The sequence below is a fragment of the Mesorhizobium sp. M0410 genome (genome assembly GCF_040321435.1).
GTDB lineage: Bacteria > Pseudomonadota > Alphaproteobacteria > Rhizobiales > Rhizobiaceae > Mesorhizobium.
This window is the reverse complement of sequence record NZ_JAMYRN010000011.1, coordinates 122035-146767: the sequence shown is the minus strand read 5'-3', so window position 1 is coordinate 146767 and position 24733 is coordinate 122035. Positions and strand designations below refer to the sequence as shown.

The window sequence follows — 24733 nt, the reverse complement described above, 5'->3', positions numbered from 1 at the left end:
GCTTTGCGACTTCGTATTGAGGCCGCCATTGCCTTCAAGGGCTGCTGCCATGCGCAGAGGGTCGGCGGCAGCAAAAGCTCCGACGTTCGGCCAAGGTGATGTCGCAGCCGAGCCCGACGGAAATGTCTCGCCTCGCGATCAGGTCGGGAGCGAAGCGGACGGGTGCCCTGAAGACATGGCGGATAGTGGCCTGCAAATGCGGCTGGAACAAGCCCCGCGTCGAAAACAGGGCCACTTCAGGTTGCGTTTCAGGCGGCATGCCGCGACCGCCGGCGCTTTTGCCCCGGAGCCGGCGAACCGCCTCCGGGGCTTATGGTCATGTGGCCTAAACAGTCAGGCGGCCTGCAAACCCGGCAGCGACAGGTCGACTTCCTCCGGTAAGTCGCCGGCCATGGCGGCGGCGAACTTCGTCTGATCGAGTTCTCCTTCCCAGCGTGCCACCACGACCGTCGCCACCGCATTGCCGATGAAGTTGGTCAGCGCCCGGCATTCCGACATGAAGCGGTCGACGCCGAGGATCAGCGCCATGCCGGCGACCGGCACGGTGGGGACGACCGAAAGCGTCGCCGCCAGGGTGATGAAGCCGGCGCCGGTGATGCCGGCGGCACCCTTGGAGCTCAGCATGGCGACGGCGAGCAGCAGGATCTGGTCGCCGTAGGTGAGTGGCGTGTCGGTCGCCTGTGCGATGAACAGCGCGGCCAGCGTCATATAGATGTTGGTGCCGTCCAGATTGAAGGAATAGCCGGTCGGGATGACCAGGCCGACCACCGAGCGGTTGCAGCCGGCGCGCTCCATCTTGGCCATGAGGCCCGGCAATGCCGCTTCCGAGGACGAGGTGCCGAGCACCAGCAGCAGCTCCTCTTTGATGTAGCGGATCAGCGCCAGGATCGAGAAGCCGTTGTAGCGGGCAACCGCGCCGAGCACCACCAGCACGAACAGCAACGCGGTCAGGTAGAATGTGCCGATCAGCATGGCCAGGTTGGCGATCGAGCCGATGCCGTATTTGCCGATGGTGAAGGCCATGGCGCCAAACGCGCCGATCGGCGCGGCCTTCATCAGGATGGCGACGAGGCGGAAGATCGGCGTGGTCAGCGCCTGCAGGAAATCGACGACCGGACGGCCGCGATCGCCGACCAGCGCCAGGGCGACACCGAACAGCACCGAGAAGAACAGCACCTGCAAAATGTCGCCTTGCGCGAAGGCGCCGGTGATGGTGTCGGGGATGATGTTCATGAGGAAGCCGACGATGGTCGTGTCGTGCGCCTTCTCGGCATAGGCCGTCACCTTGGCGGTATCGAGCGTGGCCGGATTGATGTGCATGCCGGCGCCGGGCTGGACGACATTGGAGACGACCAGGCCGACGACCAGCGCCAGCGTCGAGAACACCAGGAAATAGATCATCGCCTTGCCGGCGACGCGGCCGACCTTCTGCAGGTCGGAAACACCGGCGATACCGGTCGCCACGGTCAGGAAGATCACCGGCGCGATCACCATCTTCACCAGCTTGATGAAGGCGTCGCCGAACGGCTTCATCGCCTCGCCGGTTTCGGGATAGAAATGGCCGAGCAGCACGCCGGCGGCGATCGCCGCGAGCACCTGCACATAAAGATGCCGGTATAAGGGAAGTTTGCCGCGCGGCTCGGCGGCAGCGATTGCTGTCTGCATGACGTCCTCCATGGCGCCCCGATCGAAAGCTCGACTCCCCGGGGCAGTTGTTTTGACCAGCAGCCTCGCGACTGCCGAATTCGTGTTTGCAACAGCCGTGCCAGATACGCAGAAGAGTTATTCATCATTGATTTTGTTGAGCATTCACAAACGGCCGCACTGCCGGACGCATGGTCAAGTGCGACTCTCCGCATAGGTCGAATTGTGTTTTGTGCGAGTTCATGCACAAATGGGCGATGCTGCAACGCCCCGCCGGTGCCTTGTCTTCGACGCCCGAGCAACTCGCCAGGCGGGCGCGCCGAGCCTGGCTGCTGTTTGCGGCCGTCGCGCTTTTGATCGTCACGGCAGCGCTCTACGGCGCCGGCCTTTACGGCCGTACCGCCGAGATCGGGACCCTGGCGGCGCAGGGGCGTACCGACGCCAATCTGAAGGTCGCGCTGCTGCGCGCCGTGCTCGAAAGCCCGCGCGCCCTGCCCCTGCTGTTGTCCGCGGACCAGCAAGTGCGTGATGCGCTGACGCAGAAAAACGCCGCGGCAATAGATGTGCTGAACCGCAAGCTCGAGGGGCTGGTCTCCGGCACCAAGGCGTCGGTGCTCTATGTGATCGGCGCCGACGGACTGGCGATCGCCTCCAGCAACTGGCGCGAGCCGATCAGCTTCGTCGGCAACGACTACCGTTTTCGCGATTATTTCTCCGGCGCGATGCAGGCCGGAACCGCCGAATATTTTGCGCTCGGCAATGTCAGCAAGCGTCCCGGCCTCTACATTTCGCGGCGCGTCGGCGATGCCGCCGCACCGCTCGGCGTCGTCGTCGTCAAGATGGAGTTCGACCAGCTCGAAGCCGACTGGCGCGAGGCCAACCGCCCGGCCTATGTCAGCGACGAGAACGGCGTCGTGCTGATCACCAGCGTGCCGTCCTGGCGCTTCATGACAACCGCGCCGCTGGCCGCACCCAAGCAAGCCGCAATTCGCGACAGCCAACAGTTCGGCGACGCGCCGCTTGTGCCGTTGCCGATCATGCACGCGCAGGCGCTCAGCCCGGATGTGTCGATCGTCCACGCGGTGACGCCCGGCGGCAGCGACGCGCAGTATCTCAGCCTTTCGACGCCGGTTCCTTCGACCCCCTGGCGGCTCGAATATCTGATCCCGGCTGAAGCGCCGATCGCCGCCGCCGTCCGCGAAATGCGGCTTCTGGCACTGGGTGTCGTCGTGCCGCTGCTCGGCCTGGCCGCGTATCTGTTGTGGCGCCGGCAGTCGGCGCAGATGCGGATTGCCGCCGAACAGGCGGCGCGCACCGAACTCGAACGCCGCGTTGTCGAACGCACCGAGGATCTGAGCCGAGCCCGCGACCGGTTGCAGGCCGAGATCACCGGCCACCGCAACACGGAGGCAAAGCTCCAGGTGGTGCAGCAGGACCTGGTCCAGGCCAACCGCCTCGCCATCCTCGGCCAGGTCGCCGCCGGCGTCGCCCACGAGATCAACCAGCCGGTCGCCACCATCCGTGCCTATGCCGACAACGCCCGCACCTTCCTCGACCGCAAGCAGACCGGGCCGGCTGAGGAAAATCTCGGCGCCATTGCAGCCCTTACCGAACGCATCGGCTCAATCACCGAGGAGTTGAAGGCATTTGCCCGCAAGGGCCGCACCGCCGCCGAGCCCGTCGAATTGCGCGGCGTCATCGAAGGCGCCGTCATGCTGTTGAGAAGCCGCTTTGCCGGCCGGCTCGACGCATTGGTCGTCGACCTGCCGCTGCCGAGCCTCAAGGTCATGGGCAATCGGGTGCGGCTCGAACAGGTGCTGATCAATCTCTTCCAGAACGCGCTGGAGGCGCTCGACGGCCGCGACGACGCTCATGTGCAGGTCTCGGTCGAAGAGACCGCGGACGGCGTGACGATCAGCGTATCCGACAACGGGCCCGGCATTCCGCCGGCGATCCTCAAATCGCTGTTCACGCCGTTCAACACCTCCAAGGAAAAAGGCCTTGGCCTCGGCCTCGTCATCTCCAAGGACATCGTCGCCGACTATGGCGGACGCATCGAGGTTTCGAGCGGCGACAGCGGCACCCGCTTCACCATTCATCTCCAGAAAGCAGCGTAAGCCATCATGACGAACGACAATTCCGCACCGGTGGTCCTGATCGATGACGATCGCGATCTCCTCAAGGCCACCGCGCAGACGCTGGAGCTTGCCGGCTTCTCGGTCTCGGCCTTTGCGGTGGCGGCCGAGGCGCTGGCCACGCTCGACGCCGGTTTTGCCGGCGTCGTGGTGTCGGATATCCGCATGCCTCAGATCGACGGCTTGCAGCTTTTCAATCGCATCCTGCGGCTGGATGCCGACATTCCCGTCATCCTCGTCACCGGCCATGGCGACATCGCCATGGCCGTCAAGGCGATCAAGGACGGCGCCTACGACTTCATCACCAAGCCCTTCGCCGCCGACCGGCTGGTGCAGAGCGTGCGCCGCGCAGCGGAAAAGCGCCGCCTGGTAATGGAGAACCGGGCCTTGCGCGAGGCGGCCGGAGAGGCGCAGGACAGCCTGCCGCTGATCGGCCAGACGCCGGCGATGGACAGGCTGCGCCGTACGCTGCGCCAGATCGCCGATACCGACGTCGACGTGCTGGTGACCGGCGAGACCGGCTCCGGCAAGGAGGTGGTGGCAAGTCTTCTGCATCGCTGGAGCCGCCGCGCCAAGGGCAATTTCGTCGCGCTGAATTGCGGCACGCTGCCGGAGACCGTCATCGAGAGCGAGTTGTTCGGCCATGAGGCCGGCGCCTTCACCGGCGCGCAGAAGAAACGGATCGGCCGCATCGAGCACGCCAGCGGCGGCACGCTGTTCCTCGACGAGATCGAAAGCATGCCGGTCTCGACACAGGTGCAGATGCTGCGCGTGCTGGAGATGCGCGAGGTCACGCCGCTCGGCACCAACGAGGTGCGGCCGGTGGATCTGCGCGTCGTCGCCGCCGCCAAGGTCGACCTCGGCGATCCGCGCCAGCGCGGCGCTTTCCGCGAGGATCTCTATTACCGGCTCAACGTGGTGACGATCTCGATCCCGCCGCTGCGCGAGCGCCGCGACGATGTCGCCCTGCTGTTTTTCTATTTTGCGGAGCGCGCCGCCGCCCGCTTCCACCGCCCTGTGCCGGCAGTTCCAGCGACGGTGCATCGCCATCTGAGCGACCATGACTGGCCGGGAAATGTGCGCGAGCTGGCGCATTTCGCCGAGCGGTTCGTGCTTGGATTGGAGGAAGGCGCCGAGACGCAACCCCCTGCCCCGACCCAATCGAACGCCGCCATGAAGCTGCCGGAGCGGCTGGAGCGCTACGAGGCCGACATCATCCGCGAGACGCTTGGCCGCAACGACGGCGATGTCAGGCGCACGATCGAAGCGCTGGGGATTCCGCGCAAGACTTTCTACGACAAGCTCCAGCGCCACGGCATCGTGCGCAGCGATTTTTCCCGGTAATCGCCGGCGGCCTGGACCGGCGGCTCGGTTACTTGGCGTCGTGGAAGATGATGCCCACAGTGTGGCGCATGCCGGAGCGTAGCCGGCTGACGCCATGCCTGAGGTTGACGCGGTAATTGCCCTTGCTGCCCTGGACCGGACGATTGTGGACCGCGAAGGCGACCGCATCGCCCTGGCGCAGCGGCACCACCTCGACGCGGCTCTGCATGCGCGGACGCTGCTCGGTCAGCACGAACTCGCCGCCGGTGAAATCCTTGCCTGGTTCCGACAATAGGATCGCCACCTGCAGCGGGAAGGCAAGATCGCCGTAGAGATCCTGGTGCAGGCAGTTGAAGTCGCCGGGGACATATTGCAGCAGGAGCGGCGTCGGCCGCGTCTGGCCCTGCTCGTGGCATTGCTCGAGGAACGCCGCGTGTTCGTCGGGATAGCGCTGCGCGATACCCATGCGCGCGTTCCAGTCGTTGGCAACCGCGGCCAGGCGCGGATAGAGCGCGGTGCGCAAGCCGCCGATCAAGTCGGGCAAGGGATAGCGGAAATAGCGGTACTCGCCCTTGCCGAAACCATGCCGCGCCATGTGCACATGGCTGCGGAAATGGCTCTCGTCCGGATAGAGCCCGGCGATATGCCGGCACTCCTGCGGCGTCAGCAGCTTTTCCATCACCGCGCAGCCATAGCCGCTCAGCTCATCGGCCAGCGTCCGCCAATCATATCCGGCAACGCGCACCTCCGCCGATTTCACCGCCGCTTTCGCGCCTATCGAATGGATGGTCATGGCTTCGCCTCCTGTGGCTTCTCTGTCAATTGAAATGGGTGAAGCGGCCCGCGCAGACCACCCGTTTCTTGCCGGGTGAGCCTTGCGGGACGGGACGTCATTCAATTTCCGATTTCGTGGTCATGGGCTAAACTTGTTCCACTCAACGGGACCGCCACCTCCATGATCGTCCAGACCTGCATCAATGGCGCGCGCAGCGCCGATTTCCACCCCCGACTGCCGCTTGATCCCGAAGCCATTGCGCGAGACGGCGCGGCCTGCGTGGCCGCAGGTGCGGCCGAGTTGCATGTCCATGCACGCGGGCTCGATGGCCGCGAAAGCCTTGCCCCTGACGCGATGGACCCGACCGTGCTGGCGCTGCGTCGCGCCTGCCCGGGAACGCTGATCGGCGTCTCCACCGGCGCCTGGATCGAGAATGACGACGAGCGGACGCTGGCTGCGATCGCCGCTTGGAGCGAGCTGCCCGACTATGCCTCGGTCAATCTCAGCGAGAATGCAGCACCGGCAGTCATGGAGCGTCTGCGCCAGCGCGGCATTGGCATCGAGGCCGGGCTTGCCTCCGTCGCCGACGCCGAACGCCTGGTGAGCCTCGACCATGGCAACCGCGTGCTGCGCATCCTGATTGAAATCTCCGAGCAGGAGCCGGACGCTGCGCTTGAGATCAGCGACGATATCGCCGCCGTGCTCGACGGCGCCGGAATGCGCCGGGCAATCCTGCTGCACGGTGCCGACGCCACGGTCTGGCCTTTCGTGCACCGGGCGGCGGAACGCCGTTGGTCGACGCGCGTCGGACTGGAAGACGGCAAGGAGCTTCCTGATGGAACAATAGCACCCGGTAACGCTGCGCTGACAGCGGCAGCCGTCGCTATCTTCGAGACCAGTCGTTAGCATGGGGAAAGCGTCGATGGCCGCCGATCCCTCTTCAGGGGGGAGATAACAAGTTTTGGCAAATAGGCAGGTCTAAGTCGGCGAACTCAAGCGTGGCAGCACGCTAATTTCAGTAAAATCTATATAAAACTTTGCATATTAATTAAACCAGCAATTAATCAGCACATCGACGACCCCGCATGTTAGTGCTCTCCTGCACCGGGGACCATTTTTTTTATGAACATCATTCCACAGAATGATCACGCTTCGCCGCGCCGGATTCAACAGTATACATCGGTACAGATCCTGCGGGGGCTAGCAGCCCTCATGGTTGTCATTTTTCATCTTCCGGCCGCACTGGGCATGCTCGATCTGGATATTCCCGTTCTAAACAGTGGCGTCGACCTGTTTTTCGTCATCAGTGGTTTTGTCATGGTTCTCTCGACGGAGAACAGACGCTCAGACCACCGTGCTTTTTTGATGCAGCGGTTCACGCGCGTCGTTCCGTTCTATTGGGTTATGACCTTCCTCATGGTCGCCGCACTTTGGTTGTTTGCCGGTCGTGCAGTGTCTCTTGAGCAGATCACCAACAGCCTGCTTTTCATACCCTATCTCGATACGGTCACAGGCTATGTCCAACCAGTGCTTGGCGTGGGTTGGACGCTCAATCTGGAAATCCTGTTTTATATTCTGTTCGCGGCGACCATGGGTTTTGGCAGGTGGACGCAAATGGCCGCGGTCGGCGTTGTCTTTGCAATCGCCGTAGCGGCGCGCATCATCTTCAAACCCGCCGCCGACACTGTGCTGTTTTTCTACACCACGCCAATCCTGTTTGAGTTCCTCGCGGGCATGGCGCTCGGCCACCTGGTCGGCAGGCTGGCGCGTTTGCCTGCTTTCCTGGGTGCCTCGGCAATCGTGTTCGCCATCGTGTCCATGCTGGTGATGGTACTTGGCTTCAACTTGCCGCGAACCCTTGCTCAGGGAATCCCGGCCTTGATCCTTGTCGCCGGTTGCATCAGCCTGGAAAGCTACTTCCGGCTTTTTGCTCCTCGCCTGCTGGCAAGGTTGGGCGATGCTTCCTACTCTCTGTATCTGACGCATCCTGTCGTGCTGCTTGCGACCGCTCCTGTCGTTGCAAGCGCCAATGTATCACCATGGCTTGCTGGCATGGTTATTGTCACCGCCTGCATTGCCGTCTCCCTGGCCAGCTACAGTTTTGTTGAAAAGCCGATTTTGGCCATTTCGCGGATGAGCCTTTCCGCCCGTCACGTGAAGGCATGAGTTGCGGCTGCGCTCCGCGGAACCACGCTGTCGCCAACCTTAGACCGGCGGCGCTGAACGTTCAAAAGATCCGGAAACAAAAACCCGCCTCGGGAGGACGGGTCGTTGGAGCCAAATTGGCATAGCTGCCGGCACAAAGCAAGAACAAAATGTGGCGCACTCGACGAAAATTGCCGACAGGCACAGAGCCATGGCGGATGACATGCCTCTTGCCATTGTTAAAAATCTCTCATAACGTATTTTCATATCCGAAAGAAAATCCGACCGTTTATTTCCATTTATGAAAGCCTGAGCGTTTGCGGGAACATCTCGATCAGACCGACCGGCGACTGGTCAAGCTGCTGTCGCAGGACGCGCAGCTTGGCGTCAACCGCCTCGCCGAGAAGATGGCGATCTCGGTGCCGACGGTGCGCATGCGGCTGCGCAACCTGCTCGACCGCAACCTGCTCAAGATCGTCGGGCTGCTCAACCTGACCGAACGCCCCGAACTGATCTCGGCCATCGTCGGCATCAACGCGCAAGGGCGCGGCCGGGCACGGGAACTGGCGCAACGCATCTCCGAACTGCCTTTCGTGAACTCGGCCGCCGTCGTCACCGGACGCTTCGACATCATCGTCGACGTGACCGTGGCCGGTGATGTCGCCGATCTCTACCGCGTCACCAGCGAGCTGATCCCCGGCGCCGGCGAGCCGGGCGAGGTCGTGCGCAGCGAGACTTTCGTCGTCATGGCGTCCTGCAACAAATGGGTCAGCCTGCCGGAAGGTTGCTGGTCGGACGAGACGCGGAAGGAAATGGCATGAAGATCGCGGTTCTCGGCGGGCTCGGCCTGCAAGGCCGGGCGGCGATCGCCGATCTCGTTGCCAGCGACGGCGTCGAGCAAGTGGTCTGTGTCGACACCGCAACCGACGGCGCTGCGCGGCTTGGCGGCCTGACCGACCTTGCCCGGGTGCGTTTCGTCGTGCCGGAGGGCGCGATCGGTCCAGCATTGGCCGATGTGATGAAGGACGTCGACGCGGTCATCGACCTGTTGCCGCAACCGCTGATGCGCGAGGCGGTGCAGGCGGCGATCGCGACGCGCACGCCGCTGGTCACCACCAATTACGGCAAGGCCATCGCGGATCTAGCGCCCGAGGCCGAAAAGGCCGGCGTCTCGATCGTCACCGAATGCGGGCTCGACCCCGGCATCGACCTTGTGCTCTACGCGCGCGCCGCAAGCCAGTTCGACACCATCACCGCGATCGATTCCTACTGTGGCGGCATTCCCGAGCCGAAAGCGGTGGTCGAGCCGCTGCGCTACAAGGTGAGCTGGAATTTCGACATGGTTCTGGTCAGCCAGAACCGCGACAGTGTGCTGGTCGAGAACGGCGAACAGGTCGATGTGCCGGCCGCCCGCCAGCACGACAATCGTTTCATCCACGAGATCGAGGTGGCGGGGCTGGGCAGGCTGGAAGCCTTCCCCAATGGCGACGCCCCGCATTATGCCGGCATGCTTGCCGCCGCAAAGGGGCTGCAGCGCTCCGGCCGATATTCGCTGCGCTGGCCTGGCTGGTCGGCGTTCTGGGCGCCGCTGAAGCAGCTCGGCTTCCTGTCCGAGGAAAAGGTATCCGGCACCGGTGTCAGCCCACGCGAATTCCTCGGCCGGCTGCTTGGCCCGCAACTGCAATACGGCGCGGACGAAAAGGACCTTTGCGTCATGCGGAACGTGTTTGTCGGCAGCGAAGGCGGCCGCCGCAAGACGGTGACCTCGGAGCTGGTCATCGAACGCGACCTCGCCTCTGGCCTGTTCGGCATGAGCCTTGGCGTCGGCTATCCCGCCAGCATCGTGGCGCAGATGCTGGCACGGCGCGAGATCGCCACGCCCGGCCTGCTCAACCCACTGCTGCATGTGCCCGATGGCCGCTTCCTCGACGAGCTGGCCAGGCGCGGCATCAAGGTCGCCGAAACGGTGAGCTGGGATTGAAGATTTTCGAACGGTGGTTGCCGCCGGCAACGGCGCTGCCGCTCAAAAAGCACCCGATGGGGTGAAACAACAAGTGGAACAACAAACGACAACAAGGAGGAATGCCCAAATGAAGATTGCCAAGCTTTTCATCGCCGGACTTGCGCTCGCCGGCCTCACCGCTGCCGCCAGTGCCGGAACCCTCGACGAGATTACCAAGCGCGGTGAGTTGCGCGTTGCGGTGCAGACGCAAGGCCCGCCCTTTTCGCTGGTGGGTGCCGCCGGCGAACGCACCGGCAGTTCGGTCGAACTCGCCGAATTGATGGCCAAGGAAATGGGCGTCAAGATCACCTTCCTCGACTTCGACTGGGACGGCCTGATCCCGGCGCTGCTGTCGGGCAAGGCCGATCTTCTGGTCGCCGACATGACGCCGACGCTGGCGCGCGGCATGAAGGTCGCCTTTACCAAGCCCTACATGTACACGGGCAGCACCGTCTTCACCAAGGCTGGGACCGCCTTCAAATCCACCGAGGACTGCAAGGCCAAAGGCACCAAGATCGCGGTGCTGCTCGGCGCCACCGGCGAGAAGGAAGCCAAGGCCGCCTTCCCCGATGCCGACATCAAGAGCTACAAGGGCGGCGGCCCGCTGCTGCTCGACGCCGTCAATAACGGCCAGGCCGATTGCGGCGTCAACGACGTCTCGGCGGTCAAGGGGCAGTCGACCGCTTACCCAGCCGGCAGCTTCACCATCATGCCGGATATGCTGTCGAAGGAGCCGCTGGCCTTCGCCACGCGCTATGACGAGCAGGATCTGCTGGTCTGGATGAACCTGTTCCTCGACCAGGTCAGCCTCGACGGCCGCCTGCAAAAGAACCTCGATTACTGGGTGAATTCCGACGCCTGGAAGAAAGACCACTAACGGATAGGGAGTAGGGAGTAGGGAGTAGGAAGTAGGGATGGCCATTCCGGACACCTTCACTACTCACTACTCACTACTCACTACTCACTACTCACTACTGCCTACTCACTACTGCCCACTCACCATGCTCGAAAACTTCAGCTTCCGCACCATCGTCGAATATCTGCCCCTGTTCGGGCAGGGCCTCGTCACGACCGTGTGGCTGTCTGGGCTCTCCTTTGCCGGCGCGCTCGCCGTCGGCATCGTGCTCGCCGCGATGAATTTGCAGCGCAGCCGGCTGTTCCGCGTCCCGGCCAAGGCCTATATCGACGCGGTGCGCACCACGCCCTTACTGGCGCAGCTCTATTTCCTCTATTTCGGCCTGCCGCGGCTCGGCTTTATCCTGCCCGAGTTCGTCGTCGGCATCCTCGCTTTATCGCTGAACAGCGGCGCCTATGTCGCCGAGATCATCCGTGCCGGCATCCTGTCGATCCCGCGCGGCCAGGTCGAGGCCGGCGTCGCTTCGGGCATGACCTATGTCCAGCGTATGCGTCTCGTCATCCTGCCGCAGGCGTTCAAGGTGACGATCCCGCCGCTGCTCGGCCAGGCAATCGTGCTGGTCAAGGATTCCGCCCTGCTGTCGCTGATCTCGGTTGCCGAACTGACGCGTGCCGGACAATTGCTCGCCTCCGACCGCTTCATGCCGGCGGAAGGTTTCATCACCATCGCCGCCTTCTACCTCCTGCTCTATTACGGGCTGAAGGGGCTGGCGGCGCTCTCCGGGCGCTGGCTCGGCCTCGCGGGGGCACGGACATGATCTGGCAGCAGCTGCAAAGCATCGCCGGCAGCTATCCCCTCGCCTTGCGCGGCCTCGGCATGACCGTGGTGCTGTCGCTGATCAGCCTGGTGCTGGGCACGCTGCTCGGCTTCGGCCTCGGCATCCTGCGCACCGGCGGCAACCGGCTGATCAGCGGCGCGATCGGCGCCTGGGTCGACCTGATCCGCGGCACACCGTTCCTGGTGCAGATCTTCCTGATCTTCTTCATCCTGCCGGAACTCGGCATCGAGCTCGACGCCTTCACCGCCGGCATCATCGCGCTGACCAATCTGGCCGCCTGCTTCATCTGCGAGATCGTCGTCGCCGGCATCCGCTCGGTGCCATCAGGCCAGGTCGAGGCGGCGCTGGCGTCCGGCCTGTCGCGCTCGCAGCGCATGCGCCAGGTGGTGCTGCCGCAGGCGATGCGCATCGTGCTGCCGCCACTGGTCGGGCAATATGTGCTGCTGATCAAGGATTCCTCGGTTGTTTCGGCCATCGGCCTCACCGACCTCACCCGCGTCGGCTGGCTGGTAGTGCAGCGTGTACCCAATGGGCTGCTGGTCTTCTTCCTCGTCGGGCTCGGTTACTTCATCGTCTGCTACCCCCTGATCATGCTGGCCCGCCGGCTGGAGCAACGCATGGGCGCGGCGCATGGCGAGGTGCAGTTGTGATGTCGAACCTTAGCAAAAATGGCACTGGCATGATCGAATTTCGCGGCGTCAACAAATGGTTCGGCCAGCTCAACGTGCTCAGGGATATCACGCTGAGCGTCGAGCCGCGCGAAGTGGTCGTCGTCTGCGGCCCGAGCGGCTCGGGCAAGAGCACCTTGATCCGCTGCATCAACGGGCTGGAGACGATCCGCGACGGCGACCTGACGGTCGACGGCCAGCGTCTCGGCGACGCCGCCACCAACATGACGCGGCTGCGCACCGAGATCGGCTTCGTCTTCCAGTCGTTCAATCTCTACCCGCACAAGACCGCGCTTGAAAACGTCACGCTGGCGCCGATCCATGTCCGCAAGATCCCGCGCGCCGAGGCCGAAAAGGCAGGGCGCGAGCTGCTCGCCAAGGTCGGCCTCGCCGACAAGGTGAATGCCTATCCCGCGCAGCTCTCAGGCGGCCAGCAGCAGCGCGTGGCGATCGCCCGCTGCCTCGGCATGCGCCCCAAGATCATGCTGTTCGACGAGCCGACCTCGGCCCTCGATCCCGAGATGATCTCCGAAGTGCTCGACGTCATGGTCGCGGTGGCCGAGGAAGGCATGACCATGATGGTGGTGACGCACGAGATGGGCTTTGCCCGCAAGGTCGCGCAGCGGGTGGTGTTCATGGACGCCGGCGCCATCGTCGAGAGCGGCACGCCGGACGAGTTCTTCTCGCATCCGAAGACCGACCGCAGCCGCGCTTTTCTGAGCAAGATCCTGCGGCATTAGGGTCAACTCAGTCAGTTCGCTGCCGCCGCTGGCCGGGACGGGTGGGAAGCGGACGGTGCTGCGCGTTCCGCGAACAAGGGTTGGCGTCTCCGGGGTTGCATCGGTTTAGGAAGTTAGGCATTCATCGTGAGAGAAACGTCCGGGATGGCCATGCAAGAAAGAGCCGAATCAAAGAAATCAGTCCGCAGGCGGGCCGACGAAATCAAACAGTTTCGCTGCAAGAACCTGATTGCCGTGCTTGAGAATCCGACTGATGTGAAGAATATTGGAACGGTGATCCGGAATGTGAACGCCTTGGGTGTCGAGAAGGTTTATGTCGTCGATCCTCGCCGATCTCTGCCCGACGATTGGCAGGATTTGCGCAATCGGAAATCGGTTTCGAAGACCTCTGTCTCTGCCGTGAAATGGACGTTCGTAAGACGCTTCGACAGCACCGATGAGTGCTTCGGCCATCTCGAAAGAAAGGGATTCAAATCGATCGTCACGTCGCCGCACGTGAAAGGCAAGGCCAGCATTTTCCTTCACGAAGGCGACTACACCACTCACAGCAAACTCGCGGTCTGGTTCGGCAGCGAAGCGATGGGTATCAGCGATCTTGCCGTCGAAAGAAGCGACATGTGCGTCTGCGTTCCGATGTTCGGAATGATCGAAAGCCTTAACCTCGGGACAAGCTCGGGGATCGTCTTGTACGAAGTCGCGAAGCAAAGACGTGAATATCAAAGCAAGTTCAGGAAGCGTGATCAAAGGGGGGAGCGATCAACCCCGTTGCCGACCGTAATCACTCCAAAGACCTAGCTAGGCTCCAACTCATCAGCTGGCTGCCGCCAGTGGCCGAGATGGATGGGAAGCGGACGGTGCGATTTCTAAGACATCTAGTGTGCTATTACGCTTCGCCATGGACATCGACGATATTCGAAATCGAGCGCAAGGCGTCGCCAAAGGTGGGGTCACGGCAGAAGAGCTGGAGTTCGCGCGCGCCATCCTGCTGAAGCGTCGAGGCGACGTGGGGTCAGCTCTGTACATTGTGGGCTTATGTGGAAGCGTGTCCGATGCTGCGCTAATCGAGAGCTATCTCCACGGGCCGGAACGAGACGTGCAAGGCGAAACTGCATTGACAGCGCTGTGCCGTTATCTCCGCCTTATTGATCGCTTTCGATCGCTTATACGCGAACTGATCATGTCGCCGACCGATATCGGATGGAGCAACAGTCGGATGGCTGCTATCCATCTCGCGCCCATCTATTTGAACGGCTTCAGAGACGATGAACTGGGCTGCCAATTGGTTGCGATATTCTGTGATCCAGACGATCCGGAGCAGCTGTCGGCTCGCGCTGCGCTGATCGAAATTTTAGCTTTAAGGAGCGAACTTAGAGATCCTTTTGGGCTGCATGTGGAAAACGGCGACATGGATGCTGGCTACATCATAAAACTGGTCCGTCAGCGCTTCGGCTGCGGACGCAAAGTGCAGTAGCCGCATAGGGCGGAAAGCCCCTTAGTTCTCGATGACAGAGGTGCCGTCTGTGTCTTGGTAGACGAACAACTCATGCGCAGCGACACCTCTGTTCCGTCGGAGAAAAGAACGGAGATCCCAAACCCGGTTCTCTCCTTTCATTGGAGCGGACCGGCTTGCCAATCATTCGGTCTTCGAAGGTTTGCACAGCACTCTTCTCGATCTTTGACATCAATGGGTTTCGGCATGGGCCCTGAGCTCTGCCTTCTTCTCATCCGAGATAACGGCGACGTCGAGCACCTTCTGCAATTCAGCAGCATGGCGGAACGACGGCTCGGCCTGAACGCCGTTGCGCACCGCATCGACAAAGCGCTGGTAGTTGGTCGCCACCGTTCCGGCGTCCAGAACCTGCCATTTGGCGTTCTCGATGTCCTCGCCGATGCAGGCTTTCAGCTCCGAGCCGGTCAGATTGTGCACGACTTCGATGCCGCCCTTGTCGCCGTAGATGCGCAGGCGGAGTTCGTTCAAATGGCCCGTCGCCCAGCGGCTGGCATGGACGACGCCGAACGCGCCATTGCTGAAATCCAGCGCCATGGTGAAGCTGTCGTTGGCGTCGAGCTCGTACTCGCCAATGCGGTTGCCGGGCGCCTTGTCGAAGGACCTCAGCCGGCAGAATACATGGTCGATGTCGAGTGCGGCGCCATAGCTGGCGAAATCGAGGATGTGGATGCCGACGTCACCCAGCACACCGTTGGAGCCATGGCCGCGCGACAGGCGCCACAGCCATTTCGAATCGGTGCGCCAGTCGCCCCAGAATTTGGACACCAGCCAGCTCTGCAGATAGGAGGCCTCGACATGCCTGACCGTGCCGATGTCGCCGGCCAGCACCATGGCGCGCGCTCTCTGCAGCGGCGCGACATTGCGATAGGTCAGGTTGACCATGTTGATGATGCCGGCTCGCTCGGCGGCATCGGCCATCTCACTGGCCTTCTCGAAGTTTTCGGCCAGCGGCTTTTCGCAAAGCACCGGCTTGCCCGCCGCGATCAGCATCATGGTGGTCGGATGGTGGATGCGATCGGGCGTCACGTTCGCCACCGCGTCGAACTTACCCCAGGCCAGCGCCTCGTCCAGCGACGCGAAGCGGTTGGGGATGCCATAGATGTCCGAAAACTTGTCGACACGCGTACGGTCGAGATCGACAGCGCCGATCAGTTCGACGCCCTCGATCTTGCCGAACTGCCTGGCATGCTCCTCCGCCATCCAGCCGGTACCGAGTATCAACAGACGCATGATTCTTATCCTTAGGACAGGGCTTTATCTTCTTGTTCGATCATGGATTTGTCATCTAGCGGAAGCCGGCTTCGCCGGCGGAATGAAGCTTTCCGCCGCGCTCGACGATCGGCTCGAGCGCCTTTTCCACCGGCACGTTCGGCGCATCGAGGATGGCCGGATTGGAGCTTTGCGGGTTGTGCGCCCATCTCACCGCATTGCGCAGCACCTTGTGGACGTTGGCGTCGTGATAGGTCGGATAGGTCTCGTGGCCGGGCCTGAAATAGAAGATGTTGCCGGCGCCGCGGCGATAGGTCAGCCCCGACCGGAACACTTCGCCGCCTTGGAACCAGGAGATGAACACGGTCTCGAGCGGCTCCGGCACGGCGAACTGCTCGCCATACATCTCCTCGTTCTCGAGCTCGAAATACTCGCCGATCCCGGCAGCGATCGGGTGGCTTGCGCTGGTCACCCAGAGCCGTTCGCGCTCGCCCGCCTCGCGCCATTTCAGCGTGCAGGGAGTGCCCATCAGCTTCTTGAAGATCTTCGAGAAATGGCCGGAATGGAGAACGATCAGCCCCATGCCTTCCCAGACGCGGCGCGCCACGCGCTCGACCACTTCGTCGGCGACCGCACCATGGTCCTTGTGTCCCCACCACAGCAAGACGTCGGTCTCGGCCAGACGGTCGGTCGGCAGCCCATGCTCCTTCTGCTCCAGCGTTGCCCAGGACACTGATATCTTCGGGTCGAGCTTCAGTGCATTGGCGATCGTCGCATGCATGCCCTCGGGATAGATGCCCGCGACCACCTCGTTGGTCCGCTCATGAATATTCTCGCCCCAGACGACAGCGCGTATTGTCATGATGTCCTCGTGATTGTTTGAAGCTGGAGCCGCCCCGGCCGGTCAGTCATAATATCCTCGGCCGGGAATGAAAACCTCGACATTGGCCCGACGTCCCCCAGCGTCGTCATCCCAGGGCGAAGCAGGAGCGAAGCGACGTCGCGAAGACCCTGGGATCCATGCCGTGACTTCTATGCGCTGCGACGGTGCAGAACCTCGATGCAAGAGGGATAAGAGGTGAAAGGGATTGCGACAGAACGGCGTCAAATCTGCATCGTTGCATTCTTCGGCTGATGCAACGGCATGGATCCCAGGGTATGCGCTTCCGCTTCGCCCTGGGATGACGAAGCCGTAAAGGACCGCCGCGAACCTAAGCGCCGCGGCCCTCCTGGGCGACTCGTGTCAGCGGCTTCGACAGGCGCGGCACCACGACGAGCCGCTTGATCTTTCCCTTCTTGTAGGCGGCGAGAAAGCGGGCATAGTCCTTGAAGACGACGCAGCCATTGGATTCGGCGCGGCCGCCGCGCAGCATGTAGGTGTGGGCGAGCAAGCCATCGCGGCCATATTTGTTGCTGCCGCTGGTGGGGGTGAGACGCAGGGCCTCGACGCCATGGAAGCGCGATTCCCGCAGTGTCAGATTGTAGGTGTCGGGCGGCGTCGGACCGACATTCTTCTTGTGAACGTAGCGCGGCTGGTCGACCATCGCGCCCAGTCCCGAATGTGCCTCCAGCCGTGAGCCGTCGGGCATATAGACGGTCTTGGCCGAGATGTCGTAGACGGCGACGCCGCTGCCCATGTTGGGCGTGGTGAACAGGTTCCTGAAGGCTCCGCCGAGTCCGCCGGAAGGCATGTCGGGCTTGGCATAGGCCAGCATGTCGCCGCCCTGCGTCTTCGACCGCTTGCCCGACACGGCCGGCACTGCCGCTTGTGACGAATTGCGAGGCGACAGGCTGCCGGGTAGCGTCTCGACCGGCGGAGCGTCGGCCGTCTGGACCTTGCTCGCCCTGGATGCCTGGGCCCTGGATTTCTGGGGCGGCTCCGTTTTTGCTACCTGGGCCTTTGATGCCTGGGCCTTTGATGCCTGATCCTTTGGCGCCCGGTCTTTCGAGGCTTGAGCCTGGGGCGCCGGCTCATCGATGTCCGCCTGCGGACGCAGGGTCGGCAGCGGAACGCTGTCGGGCATGTCGTCCTGCGGCGGCAGCGAGGCCAGTTGGACCTCAGGCTCTTGCGGCCCTTGCGAAGCTGCCGGCTCGCTTGCCACGACGGCTGCCGGAAGCACGTCGATCATCTGCTCGGGCAATGTATTCGCCAGCGCCAGCGCCAGGCGCGACGAACGTTCAATCTCCGCCACCGCCGGCCCGAAGCGCACGGATGCCGGGCCGTTCGGGTCGGGTATGCGTACCGGCTCGGCGAACCGGGCGTCGGCCGGCAGGCTTGCGAGCATGACGGGTGAGCCGGCACGGGCAAAGGCGGCGGCAAGCTTTTGCGGCGACAGCCCTGCTTTGGCCACCACGTCGTCGAAGCTCGATCGCCGCGATGCATCGGCGACAAGCGGCACCGTATTGCGCTTGAGACGCGCCGATTTTCCCTGGTGAACGAAGTTCGAAGCTGACAGCAGGCAGTTGGCATCGCACCCGTGCTGCAGCAGCTTGGCCGACAGCGCCGCGTTTGCTGCGGCCCACGTCGGGGCCTGCGCCTTTGCAAGGCTGCGGCGAGGATCGGCGAGCGCGATGGTGCGCGGCGCGAGCAGGCTTTGCGGGAGACCGTTGGAAGCGGCGCTGAGCGAGGTTCCCACTGAATAAAGGCCGGCCAAGGTCGCCACCGACCATAAAGCAATGGCTGCGCCGACGGCCGGAACCGCGACCCAGCGCAGGCCGGGCCTCATCGAAGTCAATCCAGTTGCAGGACTGTCACCCCGGGTTTTCGCACTTACAAACGCCATTCAACCACTCTCAATCGGCCGATGCCGGCTAGCGGATTTCGCAGCCGTGACATTCACAGTTCGCCTGGTGCCCCCAGCACGCTTTGCGTCTGTTGCCGATTGATTCAAAAGATGGACAAAGTTGGTTAACCAATCCCTCTACCGACCGCCGATTGGGCGACGGTCACACCGAAAAACGCCCTCCAAAACCTGCATAGTTGGCAAAACTGCCCTCCAATGATGACTTTGCTGCCCGTTTTTGTCGGCCGAGTCAAGAAAGCGAAATGACTAGACCTTGCTGGGCGGAGTCGGCCATGGCCGCCAAAGTGAAGCCGGGCCGACCAGAATCTTGCGGCCGGCAGCCGCCGCTATCAAGCCCCGGCAATCGGTCAAACCGGCGATTATCGACCTGGCACTTGTCGACCTGCCACTCGGGCGAATGAACGTTAACATCTGAGAATTCGGGATAGCGGCAAGATGTTTGCCGCACAGCAGCTGAATGTCGCCAAGTGCCGGAGCGGGATATCCAACACCTAGACCACAGCCACCACTATGTGAGCCTGGATTTTGGCAGCAACCTCGCCGCTGCCATGCCTGTCAGCAATCGCGGCTGCGGCGTAGTCGGTTGCAGCGTCCAGTTTTCCCGCCTCTCTGGCCTCGATTTCATTGCGAAGGAGAGTGCCCTGGCAATAAGCAACGGCCGGAAGGCGCGGCGAGGAGGCACGGCTTTGTTCGGCTCTCGTCTCGATCACCACACCGGAAAAACCTGCGTCCTCCAGCTCGCCACGGATCAGTGCCGTATCGTGGTAGCCATGCGGCGTGCGTGCCAGAAAGCGCGGCGGATCGTTCGGAAAAATCCTTGCGAGAGCATTCGTCACATCGTCGGCAAACACGTTCTCCTCGATGCGATCCCATACGCTGAATAGAAAATGTCCTCCGGGCTTCAGGACTCGCCGGGCTTCGCGGTAGGCAGATGAGCGGTTGGGAAAGAACATCGCGCCGAATTGACAACAAACGAGATCGAAGGCCGCATTTTCAAACGGTAGCGCCAGAGCATCCGCCTGACGCCATTTGATGCGATCGTCGGGAGCTTGCCGCGAAGCGGCGTAGTCGAGCATCGGCTGGTTGAGGTCGGTTACGACATAGCTTGCACCGGGCGACAGTTTTGGCGCCAATGCGCGGGTGACAACCCCGGTGCCCGCGGCGGTTTCCAAAACGGCGCTTGGCGACAAGGACGCTGCCCGTCGTGCAAGATCTGCGGCGAACGGCTCGAAAATTAACGGCACCATATAGCGGTCGTAGTTTTCCGGAATTGAGCCGGCGAATACCTTGTCCGTTTCCAACATTGCTATCCCCCGCCGTCCGTTTGATGGCTCGTCAGCATAGCATGGAATTGTTTGCTATTCGGTCGCATTCGACCGGGAGGCGGTTCGCTCCCGGAAGCTCCGAAACGCCGTGCTGCAATTATCTGCATATGTGTTAATATATTGTGGTCATGCGCATTGGTGCGTGGCCAAACTATAAAATGGGAGGATGCGATGAAAACCATAAATCGCAGGTCTGCAATCGCGCTTGGCGTGACGGCGGCAGCGGTAACGCCTTTGTTCACGCTGGCGGCTGCTGCAAAGGTCAAGAAATACGGCCCGAAGGAAGGCAAGGAGATAGCCCCCGGCGTCAGATTGGTCGAGGTCGGCACCGGCAATTCCGATATCCCCGCTTACAAGAGCATCTCAATTGTCGATATAGTCTTTCAGCCCGGAGCAGCCGCCCCTCAAATGGTGATGGACAACGACATGGTCTGCACCATTGCTGCCGGTGAATTCACGATCAAGAAGGCGGACAAGGAATTCAAGCTTAGGGAAGGTGACGTGTACACCTGCTCCAAGGGCAAGACCGACGAGGCAGCCAACACCAGCAAGGTGGTCGGCATCCACCGCATCGCCGTCTTGATACCTGCCTAGGGCATGCCGCCGAAAATCGGGCCCGCGTCCTCCATCAGGGACGCGGGCCTTTTGATGACGTGCGTGGTCTTGAGCGGTTCATCGTTTCACCGCTTCGACCCGGTCGACTTCGTCCAAGTGTGGTGAGGCTCATGCTGTTCATGGTTTTCCTCCGATTTTTACTTATGAGCGGTTCTCCCTCCGCCCGCTTTGAAAGGGTGCGATTATATTAGAGATCGCGCAGGTTTCCGGCTGACTGCTGCATTGGCGGAGTGGCAATCGGCAGCGCGCTGAGCGTTTTGGAGTTCACGAAATGGCCCGGTGCTCTTCCCGAGCTGCCTCCCAGACCTCGCGCGCCGCGTCTGCATTCAGTGCCGCGATTCCCAGGCCGACGATCAGATCCGGCCACGCCGAGCGCCACAGGAAGGCCGTCACCAATCCGGCCAGTATGATCGCAACATTGGCGACCGCATCGTTGCGGGCCGAGAGGAATGCCGCCCTGGTAAGACTGCCGCTGTGATGGCGGTAGCGCGCCAACATGTAGGCGCATGACAGATTGACCGCGAGAGCGCCCAACCCCGCCAGCGTCAGAGCCGTTGGCTGCGGCGGCACCGGCATGTTGAACTTTTCCCACGCGGTCCACAGCGTCGCCAGGCCCGGCACCAGCAGGATAAGCGCCAGCGCCATGCCGACCCGCGAGCGGGCACGCAGCGACCATCCCATGGCGAGCAGTATGAGGAGATTGACCGAGGCATCTTCCAGAAAATCGACGCTGTCGGCGAACAGCGACACCGAGCCGATCGCCAGCGCGACGGCGAATTCAATGCCGAAATAACCCAGGTTCAGCAGTGCGACGACAAGCACCACCCGGCGAAGGCCGTCCGACGTAATGGCTTGCTGCATGGTCTGCCCCGATGTGATGGCGTTAATGTTATTGCTGGGCGTCCCGTTCCTCGACCGTCTCGATCTCGCAGGCTTTGAGGCCAGCCTAGGCCGAACATGGCACGTCTGTCACCAAAACACCTGCGAGCCAAAACAGGATGGTCACCCTGTTTTGGGCGTGCCCTCATGCGCGCCGCTCGTCAGGCAAAGCCGGGAACCGGCTTGGTCTTGCCGCTCAGTTGCGCGCCCAATGTCAGCGCCTGCGGGAAATTCCGGACGATCGCCGCCATCGCGGTGGCGCTGCCGGGGCGAAGGGCAATTCCGGCAATAGCAGCGGCAGCGTAGACCCGGGTCGAAAACAGTCTTTTCCAGGCCGCCTCGTAGCGTCTGGCGGCGGCCTCGCGCCCCGCTTGGCCACTTGGCGCGGATGCGAGTTCGCTAGCCAGCAGCCAGCCGGACTGAAGCGCCATCGAGATGCCCTCGGCGATAACGGGATGAGACTCTCCGGCTGCATTGCCGACCCGGAAGATGTCCTGTTCGTAGCAGGAGCGAATTCCCGGCCGGATCGGACCCGCGGCAAGCCACGGGCCGTCGAGGTGCGCCGGTTCCAGGGCGCCTCGCACGCCCCGGCATGAATTCATGACATGGCGTGAGACGACATCGGCGGCCGACACATGGCCCAGGTATTCGGGATCATGTTGTTTACGCAGCCGCGCGAGCACATCGCGGCGAATGCAGCACGAGATCGACAACCGTCCATGATCCGCCGAGACCATGCCGCCATAGCCGCCGGGAAAAGCCAGCAGAGGCATCAAATCCGGTGCGAGCGACGACCCGGTGAAATGCGCCTTGAAGCCGAGCAAGTCCGACGGCCGATTGGTCTTTGCGAGCTGGCTGGGTAATGGTCCCGGCTCCCAGGAGCCGTGTGCGGCGACAATCACCGGCGCACGCAACATCACCGCTTCATCCCCGGCCTGAACTCGTACACGTTGCATCTCACCATCCCGGTCGATGGCGACGGCGCGGCAGGGCTGGAAGATTTCGACGCCCGCCGATCGCGCCGCCTGTAGAAGCAGAGAGTCGAGAATGTCCCGGCCGAGCGCCCGGCCGAAGCCGTGTTTCGCACGAGACCCAGCTCCTGCACCAGGCATTGCCGCCTCGACGCAGGTCTCGCCGGAAAACAAACCGACGCGGCGGATTTCGGGGCCGGCATTGGCACGCCAGGCATCGCCGATCTCCAGCTGGTCGAGAAGCGCAAGATTGCTTGCCGAGATGTATTCGCCGCAGACCTTGCGGCGCGGAAATGCGGCCTTTTCCACAATGGCCGCGGCCCATCCGCGCCGGGCCAGCGTGAGCGCGACAGATGTGCCCGCCGGGCCGGCGCCTATGATGATCGCATCATGGGTCGACAATTTCGTCATGGCTCGTCACTGGCGCTGGCGCCGACGAAGATGTGGGAAAACGGGCCAGCGCGCCGTTCCTCGACCGGTCTGCCGTTGGCCGCAAGCCAGAGGCCGGAAAGCTCGCTGCCGCGAAAGCCGGCACGCACGCTCTGCGCCGCGTCGTTTCGTGTGACGTTGTTGGCGCCGATTGCCGGGAGAAGACGGGTCGCGGCCAGCGCCAGTTTCGCCCGCAGCGGCTCTGTCGCGATGAGCAACGGGGCTTTCGGCCTGATCAGCGAAAACAGACGCACGAGCTGCGCATCGTCGAGATGATGCAGAAACAGATTGACGGTCATGGCGTCGAACCGCACGCCCTCGATCTTTCCTGCCCAATCGAAGATATCGGCGGTGACGCCTTCGGCCTTCCATCCCAGCCTGTCGAAATCACCGCGCAGTTGCGCCGTGACAAGGTCGACGCGGTCGAGCATTACCAGTTCGACCCCGGGCCAATGCCTGGCCATGCGCCGCGCCACCGCCAGCATGAAGGAGCCATCGCCGGCGCCGATCTCCAGGATGCGGCGTGGCGGTTTTGGCACGAACCTCCTGAGCAACGACGTCATGATCGGCGCCTGAAACATCAGCATATTGATGCGACGAAGGTCGCGGCGCGCGACAAGCGCTCGCGGATCGTCGGCAGCAAGTCCGTCGAGGATTTCCGGCGCAAGCTGCCGACGCTCCAGGCCGCTCATGACACCGTTCGAAAGAGCATGGTTTCCGCCGTCAATCCTGGTCCGAACGACATGCCGCAGCCGAGCAGGCCGGGTGGCGCCTTCAACATCTCCTTCATCACGAACATGACGGTCGCGGACGACATGTTCCCATACCGGCGCAACACCTCGCGCGATGGGTCCAGCGCGGTGGACACCAGTTTCAGGGCCCTTTCGACGGCGTCGAGAACCGAACGTCCACCCGGGTGCACGGCCCAAAGGTCGATGTCTTCCGCCGATCGACCGCCGAGGATGGCGGCCTGGTTGCTCCGCAACGCTTCATGAATGGCTGCCGGAACCTGGCCGGAAAGAACCATTTCGAAGCCGTGGTCGCGAATGTTCCAGCGCATCAGCTCCCGCCGCTCCCTCGCCACCAGACAGTGAAAGCTATCGAGCTCGATGCCGGCCGGCTCGGCGGTCACGAGCGCGGCCGCGCAGCCGTCACCCCAAAGGCAGAACGACAGCAGTTTTTCGAGTTCAGTGGTTTCGCGCAGATGCATCGTGCAGAGCTCGATATTGACCAGCAGGACCTTGGCCTGTGGGTCGGAGCGGACGATGTGGTGGGCCAGCTTGAGGCCGTTGATTGCCGCGTAGCAACCCATGAACCCGATCATCGTGCGTTCGACACTATCCGGCAGCCCACACCGGGCAACCAGTTCGAGATCGATGCCCGGCGCCGAAAAACCGGTGCAGGTGGTGACGATCAAATGGGTGATGCGGGAGGCGTCGTCGCCAAGCTGCAATCCGTCGATGCCCTTTTGCGCCAGAACAGGTGCTGCATCGTCGAACATTGCCATTCTCATCGCCGTTCCGGGAAACGCACCGCGGATGAACGTCCCCGCTAGGTCGGCGGACGGTCCCTCGGGGTCGGACGCCGGCGCAAAGCAGGAATAGCGGTGCTCGATGCCGGCAAGATCGGCCATGCGTTCGAAGATCCTCCGGCGATCGGCCGCGAGCATCGAGGCCGCAAAACGCAGGTAGAATTGATGAACCTCGTGCTCCGGCACCGCTGTCGCGATCCGGTTGATATAGGCTTTGACGGACATATTCTGTCTCCTCGGCGTATGCACGGTGTGCCGCCGGAGGGTCTTTGGTTATTGACACCGATGTCGAACACCGGATTGAGCTGTTCGATAAACGTTTCCGAAAACTGAT

At 62.6% G+C, this 24733-nt stretch carries 23 protein-coding genes; 13 read left to right on the top strand and 10 right to left on the bottom strand.

Annotated elements, in window-relative coordinates; all coding sequences use genetic code 11:
- Positions 1-333: 333 nt before the first annotated feature.
- Positions 334-1665 (bottom strand): dicarboxylate/amino acid:cation symporter, encoded by a 1332-nt coding sequence (locus NKI63_RS18415; RefSeq protein ID WP_254819444.1) that lies wholly within the window; start codon positions 1663-1665, stop codon positions 334-336.
- 236 nt (positions 1666-1901) lie between these two features.
- On the opposite strand from NKI63_RS18415, the gene NKI63_RS18410 reads away from it, so the two are divergent.
- Complete coding sequence (locus tag NKI63_RS18410) at positions 1902-3761, top strand: sensor histidine kinase (RefSeq protein ID WP_352507124.1); 1860 nt, start codon at positions 1902-1904, stop codon at positions 3759-3761.
- A 6-nt stretch (positions 3762-3767) separates the two neighbouring features.
- Positions 3768-5123, top strand: a complete 1356-nt coding sequence (locus NKI63_RS18405) for a sigma-54-dependent transcriptional regulator (RefSeq protein WP_352690371.1) — start codon at positions 3768-3770, stop codon at positions 5121-5123.
- A 28-nt stretch (positions 5124-5151) separates the two neighbouring features.
- On the opposite strand, the gene NKI63_RS18400 is transcribed toward NKI63_RS18405, so the two are convergent.
- The gene (locus NKI63_RS18400) at positions 5152-5895 is read right to left on the bottom strand and encodes a 2OG-Fe(II) oxygenase (protein ID WP_352507122.1); all 744 of its coding nucleotides are present in this window, start codon (positions 5893-5895) and stop codon (positions 5152-5154) included.
- A gap of 162 nt (positions 5896-6057) precedes the next feature.
- Here NKI63_RS18400 and NKI63_RS18395 point away from each other — a divergent pair, with 162 nt between their 5' ends.
- The 10 genes from NKI63_RS18395 (at position 6058) to NKI63_RS18350 (ending at position 14597) form a co-directional block, all read left to right on the top strand.
- Positions 6058-6783, top strand: a complete 726-nt coding sequence (locus NKI63_RS18395) for a 3-keto-5-aminohexanoate cleavage protein (RefSeq protein ID WP_352822693.1) — start codon at positions 6058-6060, stop codon at positions 6781-6783.
- A gap of 216 nt (positions 6784-6999) precedes the next feature.
- Positions 7000-8043 (top strand): acyltransferase family protein, encoded by a 1044-nt coding sequence (locus NKI63_RS18390; RefSeq protein ID WP_352822691.1) that lies wholly within the window; start codon positions 7000-7002, stop codon positions 8041-8043.
- Between the two features lie 296 nt (positions 8044-8339).
- Positions 8340-8843, top strand: a complete 504-nt coding sequence (locus NKI63_RS18385) for an Lrp/AsnC family transcriptional regulator (RefSeq protein WP_023677254.1) — start codon at positions 8340-8342, stop codon at positions 8841-8843.
- Entirely contained in the window at positions 8840-10003 is a 1164-nt protein-coding gene (locus tag NKI63_RS18380; protein WP_352737365.1) for a saccharopine dehydrogenase family protein, read from the top strand. The genes NKI63_RS18385 and NKI63_RS18380 overlap by 4 nt, the downstream gene beginning before the upstream one ends.
- Positions 10004-10112: 109 nt before the next feature.
- On the top strand, positions 10113-10901 hold the full coding sequence (locus NKI63_RS18375; protein ID WP_023677252.1) for an ABC transporter substrate-binding protein: 789 nt from the start codon (positions 10113-10115) through the stop codon (positions 10899-10901).
- Between the two features lie 124 nt (positions 10902-11025).
- On the top strand, positions 11026-11697 hold the full coding sequence (locus NKI63_RS18370) for an amino acid ABC transporter permease (protein ID WP_352822766.1): 672 nt from the start codon (positions 11026-11028) through the stop codon (positions 11695-11697).
- Entirely contained in the window at positions 11694-12368 is a 675-nt protein-coding gene (locus tag NKI63_RS18365; RefSeq protein WP_352822688.1) for an amino acid ABC transporter permease, read from the top strand. Before NKI63_RS18370 ends, NKI63_RS18365 begins: the two co-directional genes overlap by 4 nt.
- A 29-nt stretch (positions 12369-12397) precedes the next feature.
- The gene (locus tag NKI63_RS18360) at positions 12398-13126 is read left to right on the top strand and encodes an amino acid ABC transporter ATP-binding protein (protein ID WP_352737364.1); all 729 of its coding nucleotides are present in this window, start codon (positions 12398-12400) and stop codon (positions 13124-13126) included.
- Positions 13127-13270: 144 nt separating this feature from the next.
- The gene (locus NKI63_RS18355) at positions 13271-13921 is read left to right on the top strand and encodes a TrmH family RNA methyltransferase (protein ID WP_254819455.1); all 651 of its coding nucleotides are present in this window, start codon (positions 13271-13273) and stop codon (positions 13919-13921) included.
- Positions 13922-14021: 100 nt separating this feature from the next.
- Positions 14022-14597 carry a hypothetical protein gene (locus NKI63_RS18350; protein WP_352822685.1) on the top strand — a complete coding sequence of 192 codons (576 nt, stop codon included), beginning with the start codon at positions 14022-14024 and terminating at the stop codon, positions 14595-14597.
- 210 nt (positions 14598-14807) lie between these two features.
- Here NKI63_RS18350 and NKI63_RS18345 read toward each other — a convergent pair whose 3' ends face one another.
- The 4 genes from NKI63_RS18345 to NKI63_RS18330 form a co-directional block, all read right to left on the bottom strand.
- Positions 14808-15866, bottom strand: coding sequence for a Gfo/Idh/MocA family protein (locus tag NKI63_RS18345; RefSeq protein ID WP_352822682.1), 1059 nt, complete (start codon positions 15864-15866; stop codon positions 14808-14810).
- A 55-nt stretch (positions 15867-15921) separates the two neighbouring features.
- Positions 15922-16707, bottom strand: a complete 786-nt coding sequence (locus NKI63_RS18340; protein WP_352822680.1) for a ThuA domain-containing protein — start codon at positions 16705-16707, stop codon at positions 15922-15924.
- Positions 16708-17056: 349 nt separating this feature from the next.
- Positions 17057-17434, bottom strand: coding sequence for a DUF2778 domain-containing protein (locus tag NKI63_RS30755; RefSeq protein ID WP_502900485.1), 378 nt, complete (start codon positions 17432-17434; stop codon positions 17057-17059).
- 1706 nt (positions 17435-19140) lie between these two features.
- The gene (locus NKI63_RS18330; protein ID WP_352822677.1) at positions 19141-19953 is read right to left on the bottom strand and encodes a class I SAM-dependent methyltransferase; all 813 of its coding nucleotides are present in this window, start codon (positions 19951-19953) and stop codon (positions 19141-19143) included.
- A gap of 192 nt (positions 19954-20145) precedes the next feature.
- Between NKI63_RS18330 and NKI63_RS18325 the strand changes: the two genes are divergently transcribed.
- Entirely contained in the window at positions 20146-20568 is a 423-nt protein-coding gene (locus NKI63_RS18325) for a hypothetical protein (RefSeq protein WP_352822675.1), read from the top strand.
- 285 nt (positions 20569-20853) lie between these two features.
- Here the strand turns inward: NKI63_RS18325 and NKI63_RS18320 are convergent, their stop codons facing one another.
- The 4 genes from NKI63_RS18320 to NKI63_RS18305 all read right to left on the bottom strand — a co-directional run bounded on the left by NKI63_RS18320 (position 20854) and on the right by NKI63_RS18305 (position 24624).
- Positions 20854-21450 carry a cation efflux transmembrane domain-containing protein gene (locus NKI63_RS18320; protein WP_352645553.1) on the bottom strand — a complete coding sequence of 199 codons (597 nt, stop codon included), beginning with the start codon at positions 21448-21450 and terminating at the stop codon, positions 20854-20856.
- Positions 21451-21629: 179 nt separating this feature from the next.
- Positions 21630-22850, bottom strand: coding sequence for an NAD(P)/FAD-dependent oxidoreductase (locus NKI63_RS18315; RefSeq protein WP_352752730.1), 1221 nt, complete (start codon positions 22848-22850; stop codon positions 21630-21632).
- Positions 22847-23560, bottom strand: coding sequence for a methyltransferase domain-containing protein (locus NKI63_RS18310; RefSeq protein ID WP_352752732.1), 714 nt, complete (start codon positions 23558-23560; stop codon positions 22847-22849). Before NKI63_RS18310 ends, NKI63_RS18315 begins: the two co-directional genes overlap by 4 nt.
- Positions 23557-24624: a type III polyketide synthase gene (locus NKI63_RS18305; protein ID WP_352507106.1), complete on the bottom strand. Its 1068-nt coding sequence runs from the start codon at positions 24622-24624 to the stop codon at positions 23557-23559. The genes NKI63_RS18310 and NKI63_RS18305 overlap by 4 nt, the downstream gene beginning before the upstream one ends.
- Positions 24625-24733: the final 109 nt, after the last annotated feature.